The 13,566-nt window shown below is 63.5% G+C and carries 13 protein-coding genes and 2 tRNA genes; 9 read left to right on the forward strand and 6 right to left on the reverse strand.

Annotated features, from left to right (window positions below):
* Positions 1 to 61: 61 nt before the first annotated feature.
* Positions 62 to 718, reverse strand: coding sequence for a Smr/MutS family protein (locus E2583_RS20375; RefSeq protein WP_003052037.1), 657 nt, complete (start codon positions 716 to 718; stop codon positions 62 to 64).
* Entirely contained in the window at positions 715 to 1,407 is a 693-nt protein-coding gene (gene radC, locus E2583_RS20380) for a DNA repair protein RadC (RefSeq protein WP_291598088.1), read from the reverse strand. Before radC ends, E2583_RS20375 begins: the two co-directional genes overlap by 4 nt.
* Positions 1,408 to 1,526: 119 nt before the next feature.
* Between radC and E2583_RS20385 the strand changes: the two genes are divergently transcribed.
* From E2583_RS20385 to E2583_RS20405, 5 genes are all read left to right on the forward strand, one after another.
* Positions 1,527 to 1,997 carry an FKBP-type peptidyl-prolyl cis-trans isomerase gene (locus E2583_RS20385; protein WP_291598089.1) on the forward strand — a complete coding sequence of 157 codons (471 nt, stop codon included), beginning with the start codon at positions 1,527 to 1,529 and terminating at the stop codon, positions 1,995 to 1,997.
* 1 nt (position 1,998) lies between these two features.
* Positions 1,999 to 2,988, forward strand: a complete 990-nt coding sequence (gene ispH / locus E2583_RS20390) for a 4-hydroxy-3-methylbut-2-enyl diphosphate reductase (protein ID WP_167005035.1) — start codon at positions 1,999 to 2,001, stop codon at positions 2,986 to 2,988.
* 182 nt (positions 2,989 to 3,170) lie between these two features.
* Complete coding sequence (gene serS, locus E2583_RS20395) at positions 3,171 to 4,487, forward strand: serine--tRNA ligase (protein WP_291598091.1); 1,317 nt, start codon at positions 3,171 to 3,173, stop codon at positions 4,485 to 4,487.
* Between the two features lie 31 nt (positions 4,488 to 4,518).
* Positions 4,519 to 4,608 (forward strand) — tRNA-Ser (locus E2583_RS20400).
* 2 nt (positions 4,609 to 4,610) lie between these two features.
* A tRNA-Arg gene (locus E2583_RS20405) sits at positions 4,611 to 4,687 on the forward strand.
* A 124-nt stretch (positions 4,688 to 4,811) separates the two neighbouring features.
* On the opposite strand, the gene E2583_RS20410 is transcribed toward E2583_RS20405, so the two are convergent.
* Both E2583_RS20410 and xsc read right to left on the reverse strand, forming a co-directional pair.
* On the reverse strand, positions 4,812 to 5,777 hold the full coding sequence (locus E2583_RS20410) for a bifunctional enoyl-CoA hydratase/phosphate acetyltransferase (RefSeq protein WP_291598092.1): 966 nt from the start codon (positions 5,775 to 5,777) through the stop codon (positions 4,812 to 4,814).
* Positions 5,778 to 6,015: 238 nt separating this feature from the next.
* Positions 6,016 to 7,827, reverse strand: coding sequence for a sulfoacetaldehyde acetyltransferase (gene xsc, locus E2583_RS20415; protein WP_291598093.1), 1,812 nt, complete (start codon positions 7,825 to 7,827; stop codon positions 6,016 to 6,018).
* Positions 7,828 to 7,961: 134 nt separating this feature from the next.
* Between xsc and E2583_RS20420 the strand changes: the two genes are divergently transcribed.
* From E2583_RS20420 to E2583_RS20430, 3 genes are read left to right on the forward strand one after another with little or no spacing between them, the layout of a single operon-like run.
* Complete coding sequence (locus E2583_RS20420; protein ID WP_291598095.1) at positions 7,962 to 8,786, forward strand: IclR family transcriptional regulator; 825 nt, start codon at positions 7,962 to 7,964, stop codon at positions 8,784 to 8,786.
* Entirely contained in the window at positions 8,779 to 9,762 is a 984-nt protein-coding gene (locus E2583_RS20425) for an AAA family ATPase (protein ID WP_291598097.1), read from the forward strand. Before E2583_RS20420 ends, E2583_RS20425 begins: the two co-directional genes overlap by 8 nt.
* On the forward strand, positions 9,759 to 11,504 hold the full coding sequence (locus tag E2583_RS20430; protein ID WP_291598099.1) for a cobalt chelatase: 1,746 nt from the start codon (positions 9,759 to 9,761) through the stop codon (positions 11,502 to 11,504). The genes E2583_RS20425 and E2583_RS20430 overlap by 4 nt, the downstream gene beginning before the upstream one ends.
* An 87-nt stretch (positions 11,505 to 11,591) precedes the next feature.
* Here E2583_RS20430 and E2583_RS20435 read toward each other — a convergent pair whose 3' ends face one another.
* Together E2583_RS20435 and rpmB are read right to left on the reverse strand one after the other, a co-directional pair.
* Entirely contained in the window at positions 11,592 to 12,248 is a 657-nt protein-coding gene (locus tag E2583_RS20435; protein WP_025089910.1) for a queuosine precursor transporter, read from the reverse strand.
* A gap of 79 nt (positions 12,249 to 12,327) precedes the next feature.
* Positions 12,328 to 12,624, reverse strand: a complete 297-nt coding sequence (rpmB, locus tag E2583_RS20440) for a 50S ribosomal protein L28 (RefSeq protein WP_078337585.1) — start codon at positions 12,622 to 12,624, stop codon at positions 12,328 to 12,330.
* A gap of 346 nt (positions 12,625 to 12,970) precedes the next feature.
* Between rpmB and E2583_RS20445 the strand changes: the two genes are divergently transcribed.
* Positions 12,971 to 13,566 (forward strand): DUF3108 domain-containing protein (locus E2583_RS20445; RefSeq protein ID WP_291598111.1); only part of this gene is annotated, 596 nt, incomplete at its 3' end.

The following is a 13,566-nucleotide window of genomic DNA, read 5'->3' on the forward strand; positions in this document are numbered from 1 at the left end:
CTTCGGGTTCGATCCCAGCGTAGATGAGCGCGAGCAGCTATCAGATCGGAAGGAAGGGGGCTCAGAACAGCTTGCGCTTGCCCGGCTGCAGCAGCACCACCAGCGCGCCCGCTCCTCCTTCGGCCGGGCGGGCCTGGACAAAGGCCAGAACCTCTTTCTTCTGCACCAGCCAGCGCTGCACCTTGCCCTTGAGCACGGGGGTGCGGCCCGGCGATCCCAGGCCCTTGCCGTGCACGATGCGCACGCAGCGCACGCCCGTGCGGTGCGACAGCCGGATGAACTGGCCCAGCGCCTCGCGGGCTTCGTCCGAGCGCAGGCCGTGCAGGTCCAGCTGGCGCTGAATGCTCCAGTGGCCGCCACGCAGCTTGCGCGTCACGTCGAGACCGATACCGGGGCGGCGAAAGCTCAGTTGATCGTCCACGTCCAGCAGGGTGCTGACATCGAACTCGTCGCTCATGGCTTCGCGCAGCACATTCTGTTCGTCCAGCACCATCTGCAGCGGCAGGGGCGAGGGGGCCGGCTCCAGAAAGCTGACTTCATTGCGCGAGCGCAGCGGCGTAACCTTGCCGACGCTGAGCGCAAACAGATTGCGTTCGCGTTCGCGCGCTGCACGCGCTTCGGCCTGGGCGAGGGCCAGGGCTTCGGCTTGTTCGCGCAGCTGCTTGAGATGGCGGGAGATGCCGGCCAGATCCTGCAGCGAGCGGTGTCCATGGCTCATAGCAGACCCTCCTCGGCCATCGAGCAGGCAGCGCCCGGTCCGACGATGATGTGGTCGAGCACGCGCACATCGATCAAGGCCAGGGCGGCCTTGAGTGTGATGGTCAGCGCGCAGTCGGCGCTGCTGGGCTGCACGCTGCCGCTGGGGTGGTTGTGCGCGAGGATCACCGCGCCGGCCTGATGGTGCAGGGCGCGCAGCACGACTTCACGAGGGTAGACGGAGGTTTGCGTCAAGGTACCGCGAAACATTTCTTCAAGAGCCAGCAAGCGGTTCTGACTGTCCAGAAACAGCACGGCAAACACCTCGTGCGGCCTGGCTGCCAGATGCAGCTGCAGATAGTGCTTGACGGCTTCGGGGGAGGAAAAGACTTCCCGCTCGCGCAGCTGCTGCGCCGTGGCACGGCGGGCCAGCTCCAGCACGGCCATCAGCTCGGCGCGCTTGGCCGGGCCCAGGCCTTTGACGGTTGCCAAAGCCTGGTAGTCGGCGGCCAGCAGTCCGGCCAGGCCGCCTGTTGCCTGGCGATCACCGGGCAGCTCCAGCAGCTCCTGCGCCATCTGCAGCACCGTCTTGCCAGCCATGCCGGTGCGCAGAATGACGGCCAGCAGCTCGGCATCTGAGAGCGCAGCCGCACCCCGCTGCGCGAGCTTTTCGCGCGGCTGGGCATCCAGGGGCAGGTCTTTGATGGGCATGGGTGTCAGTGCTTGCTCACACAAGGCGGGGAAGTCCAGGGCGGGCCGGCCATCTCAACGCAGGCTCGCAGAGGTTATAGGCTCGCTCTTACAATGCAGCCCAGTTTATCGGGACTTTCATGACCACAAGCGCAACCCCTTCGGATCTGCCCGTCGTGCAGGCAGGCTCTTTTCTCACGCTGCATTACCGCCTGGCGGGCCCTGCGGGCGATGTGATCAATACCTTCAACGAAAAGCCGGCGACGCTGTCGCTGGGGGCGGGCGAGCTGTCGCCGGCCATGGAAGACAAGCTGATCGGCCTGGCCGAGGGCACGCACGCCACTTTCGAGCTGCCCGCTGGCGAGGCTTTTGGCGAGCGCAACCCCGACATGATGCAGTGGGTGGCCCGCAAGCTCATGAACGAGCTCGGCGACCCGCATGAGCAATACACCGCGGGCGATGTGGTGCAGTTCCCCACGCCCGACGGCAGCGGCAGCTACGCCGGCGCCGTGGTGCAGGTGCGCGAGGACGGTGCCGTGCTGTTCGACTTCAACCACCCGCTGGCGGGCCAGCCCGTGACCTTTGAAGTCAAGTTGATCGGGGTGCTCTGAGGTGGTGGGAGCCAAGGAAGTCCTGCTGGCCGAGCCGCGCGGCTTTTGCGCCGGGGTGGATCGCGCCATCGAGATCGTGGAGCGGGCGCTGGCCAAGTTCGGCGCGCCCATCTATGTGCGTCACGAGATCGTGCACAACACCTTCGTCGTCAACGACCTCAAGGCCAAGGGCGCCATCTTCATCGAGGAGCTGGACGAAGTGCCGCCCGGCGCCACGCTGATCTTTTCGGCGCATGGCGTCTCCAAGGCCGTGCAGGAGGAGGCCGAGCGCCGCGGCTTTGCCATCTTCGATGCGACATGCCCGCTGGTCACCAAGGTGCATGTGGAAGTCGCCAAGCTGGCCAAGGAAGGCTACGAGTTCCTCATGATCGGCCACAAGGGGCACCCGGAGGTCGAAGGCACCATGGGGCAGCTCTCCGAAGGCATTCACCTGGTCGAAGATGAGGGCGATGTGGCCAAGGTGGCGCCGCGCCAGACCGAAAAGCTGGCCGTGGTGACGCAGACCACGCTGTCGGTCGACGACGCCGCAGGCATCAAGGCCGCCATCAAGGCGCGTTTTCCGCAGGTGCGCGAGCCCAAGCAGCAGGACATCTGCTATGCCACGCAGAATCGCCAGGACGCCGTGAAGGTGCTGGCCCCCCAGGTGGATCTGGTCATCGTCGTCGGCAGCCCGACCAGCTCCAACAGCAACCGCCTGCGCGAGCTGGCCGATCGCCTGGGCACGCCTGCCTACATGGTGGACAACGCGCTCGAGCTCAAGCAGGAGTGGTTTGCCGATGCGGCCCGCGTGGGGCTGACGGCCGGTGCCTCGGCGCCCGAAGTGCTGGTCGACGAGGTCATCGCACGCATCCGCCAACTGGGCGCAGTCGCCGTGCGCAAGATGGACGGCATCGAGGAAACCATCAAGTTCCCGCTGCCCAAGGGTCTGAAGATCGATGCGGCCACGGGCCTGGAGATCGCAGTGCGCAAGGCGCCCGAGACCGGACATTGAGTTCTGACAAGTTGATTGCTTGAAACTTCATAGCGCCTTGCGCATGGTATTCGGTAATTTCAGATAGTTTTATGCTGAAATTCTATGAATAGCTTGCGCAAGGCGCTTTGCTTTTGATAGCTGACTGCTGCCATCCCCCGCGTATCGGCCGGGTGCGGCCAGTCGCTCTAAAATCCCCCTCTATGCTCGACATTCAACTTCTCCGCAAAGACCTGGATTCAGTCGTCGCCCGACTGCAAACCCGCAAGAACCCCCAAGCCTTCCTGAACGTGGAAGCCTTCAAGGCGCTGGAATCCGAACGCAAGTCCATCCAGACGCGCACGGAGGAGCTGCAGTCCAAGCGCAACCAGCTGTCCAAGCAGATCGGCATGTTGATGGGCAAGGGCGAAAAGGACGCCGCCGAAGCCGCCAAGGCCGAAGTGGCCGCCATGAAGACCGAGCTGGAACAATCGGCCACGCGCCTGGACCAGATCCAGACCGAGCTGCAGGCCATGCTGGCGGCCGTGCCCAATCTGCCTCATGAGTCCGTGCCCGTGGGCGCCGACGAAGAAGGCAATGTGGAAGTGCGCCGCTTCGGCACGCCGAGGAATTTCGACTTCGAGATCAAGGATCACGTCGATCTGGGCGCGCCCATCGGCCTGGACTTCGAAGCCGGCGTCAAGCTCTCCGGTGCCCGCTTCACCGTGATGCAGGGCCAGATTGCGCGCCTGCACCGTGCGCTGGCCCAGTTCATGCTGGACCTGCAGACCGAGCAGCATGGCTACACTGAATGCTATGTGCCTTACATCGTCAACAGCGATTCGCTCAAGGGCACGGGCCAGCTGCCCAAGTTCGAAGGCGATCTGTTTGCGGCCCAGAAGGGCGGCCAGGATGCCGAGCCCCTGCCCGACACTGCGGCTCTGTACCTGATTCCCACGGCCGAAGTCCCGCTGACGAATCTGGTGCGCGACGAAGTGCTGGCTGAAGACCGTCTGCCCATCAAGCTGACCGCACACAGCCCCTGCTTCCGCTCCGAAGCCGGCTCCGGCGGTCGCGACACGCGCGGTCTGATCCGTCAGCACCAGTTCGACAAGGTCGAGATGGTGCAGATCGTGCATCCCGAAAAAAGCTATGAAGCGCTGGAAGAGATGACCGGCCATGCCGAAGCCGTGCTGCAGAAGCTGGGTCTGCCGTACCGCGTGATGAGCCTGTGCACGGGCGATATGGGCTTTGGCTCCGCCAAGACCTACGACCTGGAAGTCTGGGTGCCCGCACAGAACACCTACCGCGAAATCAGCTCGGTCTCCAACTGCGAAGCCTTCCAGGCGCGCCGCATGCAGGCCCGCTTCAAGAATGCCCAGGGCAAGAACGAACTGGTGCACACGCTCAACGGTTCCGGCCTGGCCGTGGGCCGTACGCTGGTCGCCGTGCTGGAGAACTATCAGAACGCCGACGGCTCGATCACCGTGCCCGAAGCACTGGTTTCGTACATGGGTGGCAAAACTTTGCTGAAGGCCTGAATTTTTAGGCTACAATAGATGCTTCGACACAGGAGAGGTGGCAGAGTGGTCGAATGTACCTGACTCGAAATCAGGCGTACGTGCAAACGTACCGTGGGTTCGAATCCCACCCTCTCCGCCAATGCGGCTGTAGCTCAGCTGGATAGAGTACTTGGCTACGAACCAAGGGGTCGTGGGTTCGATTCCTGCCAGCCGCACCAAACGTTAAGCCTCAGAGTAGAAATACTCTGAGGCTTTTTCGTTTCTGGCGTCTGCGGGAGACAGGCGTTTGACAGAAAGGCCCGGCCACCGCAGTGTCCGGCCGGGCCTTGATCAGGTCTTGCTCTATACCTGCATCCCTGCACTGGCCAGAACGGCCAGGGCGCAGGAGGCGATGCGGCTGGCCACCGAATCGGAGCGGCTGGTCAGCACGATGGGCACGCGCATGCCCAGCACCAGGCCGGCGCATTCGGCGTTGGCCATATAGACCAGCTGCTTGTAGATCATGTTTCCAGCTTCGAGGTTGGGCGCCAGCAGCACATCGGGACGGCCTGCGACATCGGAGACGATGCCCTTGTTGTGCGCCGAATGCAGGGAGATGGCGTTGTCGTAGGCCAGTGGGCCGTCAAAGATGCCGCCCGTGATCTGGCCGCGGTCGGCCATCTTGCACAGGGCTGCCGCATCGATGGTGCCGGGAATGGCCGGGTTGACGGTTTCCACCGCCGACAGCAGGGCCACGCGCGGCTGGACGATGCCGATGGCCTGCGCCAGATCAACCGCGTTCTGGGCGATGTCGCGCTTTTCCATCAGGCTGGGGAAGATGTTGACCACGCAGTCGGTCATCAGCAGAGGGCGGTCGTAGCCGGGGATGTCCATGATGAATACATGGCTGGCCCGGCGGCTGCCGCGCAGGCCGGCTTCGCGCGCCACGGCCGCGCCCAGCAGATCGTCGCTGTGCAGGCTGCCCTTCATCAGAGCCCGGGCCTGGCCATCGCGGCACAGGGCTGCGGCCTGGGCCGCAGCGACGCGGGAGTCGTCCGCCGTGGCGTGGATCTCGGCGGCCGACAGATCCAGACCGGCAGAGCGAGCCGCAGCCTCGATGCGCTGGCGCGGGCCTGCCAGCAGGGGCTTGATCAGGCCGGCTTCCGCCGCCTGCATGGCCGCCTGCAAAGAGCTGGCATCGCAGGGGTAGGCCACGGCCACGGAAATCGGGCCGCGGGCCCGGGCCTGGTCGATCAATTGCTGGAGATGGGGACGCGGCGTGGCGGGCGCGTCGTCGGCGGCCACGGCAAGCGAGAGTGGGGGAGTCATGAAAGCTCCTGCGGGGAAGTACAAGTCCCGGCGCGAGCAACGCAGGGGTCTGGGAGTCGGCTTTCGAGGGCCTTGCGCTTTACCCAAGGCGCATGAAACCGGCGCGGCCCAACCCAGGGACATCGAGGAAGGGCCGCCCCGCACCGTGGGTGTCGTCCCCCTCCCCCACGCAGCGGGTAGAGAGGCGCCGTGCAACGAGGGGGAAGGCGCGCAGCGCCTCAGGGGGTGTCAGACGGTGTCAGACAAAGTCTTTGTACTTGTCCAGCAGGCGCACGGGCTTGGACAGGGCGTCGCGGCGGAAGGGATCGCCGAGCTCGCGGGTGCACATGATCTCGATCACGCAGGTCTTGCCTTCCTTCATCTGCATGTCGATGGCTTTTTGCAGTGCCGGGCCCACGTCCTCGATGTGGTCCACCACGATGCCTTCGGCACCCATGGCCTTGGCGATCTCCGAGAAGCTTTCGCTCTCCAGTTCGCCGGCGACGAAGCGGCGGTTGTAGAAGTCCACCTGGTTCTTCTTTTCCGCGCCCCACTGGCGGTTGTGGAACACCACGGCGGTCACGGGGATGTCGTGGCGCACGGCGGTCATGATTTCCATCATGCTCATGCCCCAGGCACCGTCACCTGCGTAGGCAATGGCCGGACGATCGGGTGCTGCGCACTTGGCACCGATGATGGTGGGCAGGGCATAGCCGCAGTTGCCGAAGCTCATGGGAGCGAAGAAGCTGCGTGGCTCGTCAAAGCGCAGATAGCTGTTGGCCACGGAGTTGATGTTGCCGATGTCGGTGGACACCATGACGCGCGGCGGCATGGCTTTTTCGAGTTCGCGCAGCACCTGGCGGGGATGCAGATAGCTGCCGCCGGTCGGCGTGCGCTCGCCCTTGGCCTCTTCGATCATGTCCAGGCTGTAGGGGTCGCGTTCGTGGGTCCAGCCGTCGAGTTCCTTCTCCCAGGCCGCCTTTTCCGTGGCGATGGTGTCGGCGCGTGCCGCCTTGGTCGCGTCACAGTCCAGCGTCACATCGGCCAGGCGCCGGCTCAGTTCGGCCGCCACGGCCTTGGCATCGCCGTTGATACCCACGGCGATCTTCTTGACCAGGCCCAGATTGGTGTGATCGGCCTCGATCTGGATGATCTTGGCGGTCTTGGGCCAATAGTCCATCCCGTGCTGGGGCAAGGTGCCGAAGGGACCCATGCGCGAGCCCAGCGCGATCACCACATCGGCCTGGGCAATCAGCTTCATGGCGGCCTTGGAGCCCTGGTAGCCCAGGGGGCCGGCCCACAGAGGGTGCTTGGCGGGAAAGGCGTCGTTGCGCAGATAGCCGGTGGCCACAGGCGCGCCCAGGCGTTCGGCCAGCTGCCGGGCTTCTTCCACGGCATCGCCCATGACCACGCCGCCGCCGGCCAGGATCACCGGGAACCTGGCGGTCTTGAGCAGCTCCACGGCGGCCTGCAGGCTGGCCTCGCCGCCATGGCCGCGGTCCACGCGCATGGGCTTGGGAATCTCGCACTCGATCTCGCCGTAGAAGTAGTCACGCGGAATATTGAGCTGGGTCGGGCCCATCTCGGACATGGCGCGGTCGAAGACGCGGCCCGTGAACTCGGCCATGCGCTTGGGGTTGCAGACATGGCCCTGGTACTTGGTGAACTCCTGGAACATGGGCAGCTGATTGGCTTCCTGGAAGCCGCCCAGGCCCATGCCCATGGTGCCGGTCTCGGGGGTCACGATCACCACCGGGCTGTGCGCCCAGTAGGCTGCGGCAATCCCGGTCACGCAGTTGCTGATGCCGGGGCCGTTCTGGCCGATCACCACGCCGTGGCGACCCGAGACGCGGGCATAGCCGTCGGCCATATGGGCCGCACCTTGCTCATGCACCACCGGGATCAGGCGAATGCCTGCGGGGGCGAAGATGTCCATGGCATCCATGAAGGCGGAACCCATGATGCCGAACATCTCGCTGACGCCATTGGCGACGCAGGTTTCCACGAACGCTTCCGAAGGGGTCATCTTGTGAACGCCTTCAACCACTTTACGATTGTCCGTTGCAGCCATCTCTGTCTCCTTGAAAATTTGAAACCTATGGTTCCGAAAAAAGAAATAACGATGTCAGTCTATGGCATTTTTTTGTTTTCGTGCAAGTAAATTTCTTTTTATGGAATAAATTGACTCGAAAAATGGAAATTAATATGATCGGCAACGATATGAAGCACAGCGAAGAAACCCCCTCGGCTCGCCTGGACGGAGACACGCCCAATCTGCGTTTGTTCGCGCTGCTGGAAGCCGTGGCGCAGAAGAGCCAGCCCTTCACCCTGCAAACCATGGTGGAAGAGACAGGGTTGCCCAAGCCGACCATGCACCGCATGCTTGCGCAGCTGGAGGGCGCCGGAATCCTGCAAAGAGACGGCAACGGCCGCCACTACGGCACGGGGCAGCGGCTGATGCGGCTGGCGGAGAACGTGTTGCTCAACAACACCACGCATGGCGCGCGCCATGCGGTGCTGACCCAGCTGGTACGCGAGCTCGGCGAGAGCTGCAACATCACGGCTTTCTCGGGCAGCGAGGTCCTGTATCTGGACCGCGTGGAGACGCCGGCGCCGCTGCGCTTTTATCTGCACCCGGGCTCGCGAGTGCCCGCGCACTGTTCGGCCACGGGCAAGCTGTTCCTGAGCCAGATGTCGCCCGCACAGCGCCGCCGGCTGCTGGCCAATGTGCCGCTGGAAACGTTCACCGGCAATACGTTGACGACCTTCGAGGCGCTGGATCAGGAGCTCGATCAGGTGCGGGCGCAGGGCTATGCCTTCGACAACGAGGAGTTCCTGCCCGGGCTGCTGTGCCTTGGCGTGCTGGTGCCAGCGCCCCAGGGCAACTCCAATATGGGGCTTGCCGTGCAGGCACCCATCATGCGTTTTTCCAAGGAGAAGGCCTTGTCCTTTCTTCCCAAGCTGCAGGCGGCCGTCGCGGCGATCGCCCGCATTAACGATGACGTTCCACCGGAAGCCGATGATGACTGACCTGAGCCTGCTGCAGCCCACCCGCACCGTCAGCGTGCGCGATGTATTTGGCATCGACACGGACATGAGCGTGCCGGCTTTTGCCGAGCCGGGCGAGCATGTTCCCGCCATTGACAAGGCCTACCGCCTGAATCCGCAGGTGACGCAAGCCATCCTGGCGGGCTTCTCGCACAACCGGCGCGTCGTCATTCAGGGACTGCACGGCACGGGCAAATCCACACATATAGAGCAGGTGGCGGCGAGGCTGAACTGGCCCTGCGTGCGCGTGAATCTGGACGGTCATATCAGCCGCCTGGATCTGGTGGGCAAGGACAGCATCGTGCTGCAGGATGGCAAGCAGGTGACCCAGTTCCAGGAAGGCATCCTGCCCTGGGCGCTGCAGCGGCCCGTGGCCATGGTGTTTGACGAGTACGATGCCGGCCGCCCCGACGTGATGTTCGTCATCCAGCGGGTTCTGGAGCGTGAGGGCAGCTTTACCTTGCTCGATCAGAAGCGGGTGATTGAGCCGCATCCCTGCTTTCGGCTGTTTGCCACCATGAACACCCTGGGCCAGGGCAATCTCAACGGGCTCTATCACGGCACCCAGCAGCTCAACCATGCCCAGCTCGATCGCTGGAATCTGGTCACCAGCCTGAACTATCTGCCCCCGGCCGAGGAAGCGGCCATCGTGCTGGCGCGCGTGCCGGATCTGGCCACGGCCGACGGGCGCCGCAAGGTGGACGCCATGGTGGCGCTGGCCGGGCTGACGCGCAAGGGCTTTGCGGTGGGCGATCTGTCCTTGCTGATGTCTCCGCGTACGGTGATTAGCTGGGCCGAGAACATAGCCATCTTCCACGACCTGAAGCTGGCCTTCGAGCTGTCGTTCCTCAACAAATGCGAGCCTGCCGAGCGCGACATCGTGCGCGAGTATTTCCAGCGCTGCTTCGCCCAGGAGCTGGCGCAACCTGAAGAACCAGTACTGGCGTTGCTGGCATGAGCACCGAGACCTCCGGCCCTGCCTCGCTGTCTCGCATGGAGGTCTGGGGCGGCGCCATGCTGCGCGCGGTCACCGGCGACGCCAGCCTGCAATGGAGCGGCCAGACGTTGTACCGCGGCACCACGCCCATACCCCAGGCGGCGGCCCACCATAGTCAGGTCCCGGTGCAGCAGACGGATCAGCGCGGCCTGCTCGACAGCATGGGGCTGCGTCTGCAGTGGAGCGACCAGGCCCTGTTTCAGGCCCATCTGCCGCAAGACCCGGTGGAGCGCATGGTGTTCGAGCTGCTCGAGCAGTTGCGTGTGGAGAGTCTGGTGCCCGAGGCCTGGCCCGGAGCGCGCGAGAACATGCGCCAGCGCTTTGTGAACTGGTGCCAGGCATTCGTGGATTCCGGCCTCACGGAAAGCAGTCTGGGCATCTTGCTGTTCGCAGTGGCCGTCACGGGCTGGAGCCGGTTGACAGGACACGAGATACCGGAGCGCATGGCCGATCTGGTGGAGTCCACGCGGATGTCCATGGCTTCCCCGCTGGGCCGGCACTGGGATCGGCTGCGGCGCTTCAGAGACCGGCAGCAGCAGTTTGTCGAGCCTGCCCTGGCCGTCAGCCGCTGGGTTGGCATGGCGGTGCGTGCGGCGCAGGAGGATGCGCCGCGAGGTGCCGGCGGCCCCAGGCGGCGCAGCAGTTTTGCCCTGCCTCTGCACTTTGAATCCCAGAGTCAGGACGGCATGCCCGTGGCGCAAAGCGGCGATAGCCGGGCCTGGGCCGGAACCGCGCAAAGCTACCGGGTCTTCACGCGCGAGTTCGATGAAGAGGTCGAAGCGACCGATCTTTGCGACGAGGCGGAACTCGATCGTCTGCGCGGTTTCCTCGACAAGCAGCTTGCCAATCTGCAGGGCGTGGTGGGGCGTCTCGCCAACCGCCTGCAGCGCCGCCTGATGGCGCAGCAGAACCGCTCGTGGGATTTCGATCTGGAAGAGGGCTATCTCGATTCGGCGCGTCTGGTGCGCATCGTCATCGATCCGACGCAGCCGCTTTCCTACAAGCAGGAGCGCGATACGGATTTCCGCGATACGGTTGTCACGCTGGTGCTGGACAATTCCGGCTCCATGCGCGGTCGCCCGATCACGGTTGCCGCGACCTGCGCGGATATTCTCGCCCGCACGCTGGAACGTTGCGGCGTGAAGGTGGAAATTCTGGGCTTCACCACCAAGGCGTGGAAGGGCGGCCAGTCGCGCGAAGCGTGGCTTGGACGCGGCAAGCCCGCCAATCCGGGTCGCCTCAACGATCTGCGCCACATCGTCTATAAGAGCGCTGACGCGCCATGGCGGCGCGCACGGCGCAATCTGGGCCTGATGATGCGCGAAGGGCTGCTGAAGGAAAATATCGACGGCGAGGCGCTGATCTGGGCGCATCAGCGCCTGCTTGGGCGGCCTGAACAACGCAAGATCCTGATGATGATTTCGGATGGCGCGCCGGTCGACGACTCGACGCTTTCCGTCAATCCCGGCAACTATCTGGAGCGGCACCTGCGCGCCGTGATCGAGGAAATCGAAACGCGTTCGCCGGTGGAACTGATCGCCATCGGCATCGGCCATGACGTCACGCGCTATTATCAGCGCGCCGTCACCATCGTCGATGCTGACGAACTGGCTGGCGCGATGACCGAACAGCTTGCCTCGCTTTTCGAGGAGCAGGGGGCTGCGGCTCCGGCCAAGGGCAGGCGCCGGGCTGGCAGAAGGTAAAGCAAAGGACGCTTGAAGTTTATTTGACGCATTTCCGAACGCAAAGGCGCTTCACGCTTTTGCTGGAAATGCTTCAAGCGCCCTTTTTCATGCCTCTTCCGCCGTTGTCCGGCTTGGCGCATAAAGCGACGGGGCGAAGACGGCGAGGATTGCCCCATAGGGGATCAGCATAAGCGTCCCCATGATGACCTTCACAAAGAAGTCGCCAAAAGCCAGCGACGCCCAGAGTGGCACGCCGAGGCCGAGGAAGGACGCCGGTTCGGCAAGCGACGAATCGGGCATTCCCGTGAGCGTGTCGATCCACGCAAATCCGGCTGCGAAGGCAATCGAGAAGAACAGGACCGTATCGAGCACAGAGCCGAACATGGCGGCGGCAAAGGGCGCTTTCCACCAGGTCTTGCGGCGCAGGCGGTCGAAGACGGTGATGTCCATCAGCTGTGCGAAAAGAAAGGCCGAGCCCGAGGCAATCGCGATGCGCGGGGTTGCCAGCCAGATCGACATGACGACGCCCAGCACGAAACCGGCATAGACCACCTTGCGCGCGGCGGCAGGGCCGAAGCGGCGATTCGTCAGGTCATTGACCAGAAAGGCGACAGGATAGGTGAAGGCACCATAGGTCAGAACTTCACCGAGGCCGAAATGCTGGAACGGATACTGGACGAGAATATTCGACGCGGCAACCGCCACGCACATGGCCAGTATCGCTGGCATAAGCCGGGAAAAAGAGGGTGTCTCGATTGACATTTTTTTATCCTGGGTGATGGAACCAGCAAAAAAGGCCGACGAGAGCCGGCCTTTTTTGTCAAATCATTTGGCCGAAAGCTTAGGCAGCGACTGCTTCAGCCTGCTTCTTTGCGATCTGACGCTTCAGCAGGCGAGCGCGCTGCGACAGTTCCTTGTCGTCGGACTTGACGAGGAACGCATCCAGACCGCCGCGATGTTCGACCGAACGCAGGGCGTTGGCAGAAACGCGCAGACGATAGCTCTGGCCGAGTGCTTCAGAGATCAGCGTAACATTGCAGAGGTTCGGCAGAAAGCGGCGACGCGTCTTGTTGTTCGCGTGGCTGACATTGTTGCCGTACTGGACCGACTTGCCGGTCAATTCACAAGCGCGGGACATTTTGGTCTCACCTTCAATTACGTTCTTCAGGCCCCGACCCGAATGTCCGAATTCAAGCAATCAACGCAGTTTGATGCTGCTGGCGCGCGATCTCGGACAGGCGGCCTATTGGGAAAGTCGCGTTTCTATAGTGACAGCAGCCGTTGCAGTCAAGTGAGATTCCGTATCCATCGCGCAAAGACGCGGTTTTCCGGCTTCCGAATGGTCTTCACGAAAGCTTGCAATCATAACTTCGCCGGTTTTGCCTGTTGCACAGATACTGTATCGAAGAATCCCACGCAACTTTCTGGCGGTCCAATGTGGTTGAAAACCTTCATTGGAGAAGCAGGCGAAAGGAATGCCGAGTATGATCGAACCGTCGCATGTGTTGAAGCCCGTCCGGCACCGGCTGGCGCAGTGTGGTGTGGCGGCTGCGGCAGGTCTGGCCTTCGCGGGCCTGAGCTTGGGGGCACTGACGATGGCCAGCGGCCCGGCCCGGGCCGATGATCTTTACCGGACGGAATACGATATTTCCATTTTCGGGCTTTCCATTGCGCGGTCCGCCATAGAAACCACGGTCAATGGCGCGAATTACAACCTCAATGGCCGTTTCCTGACCTCCGGTCTGGCGCGGGTGTTCGACGATACGGACGGCACCGTGCACGTTACCGGCAGCGCCGTCGGCGGCAAGGTCGTGCCGAAGAGCTTCGATCTCGCCTACAAGCATGGCCGCAAGAACAAGAGCACCACGATCCGCTTCGCCAATGGCAATGTCGTCGCGGCGGAAAACCAGCCTCCGGTGAAGAAGCGCGACCCCTGGGTGGAAACATCGCCGCAGGACCTGCTCAATGTCAGCGATCCGCTGAGCGCCCTCATGATTCCGGCGAAGAATGGCCGGGCAGTCTGCGATCGTTCGCTGAGCGTCTTCGACGGCCAGACGCGGGCCGAGATCAGGCTTTCCTT

Source organism: Comamonas sp., assembly GCF_009360615.1.
Classification (GTDB): Bacteria; Pseudomonadota; Gammaproteobacteria; order Burkholderiales; family Burkholderiaceae_C; genus Comamonas.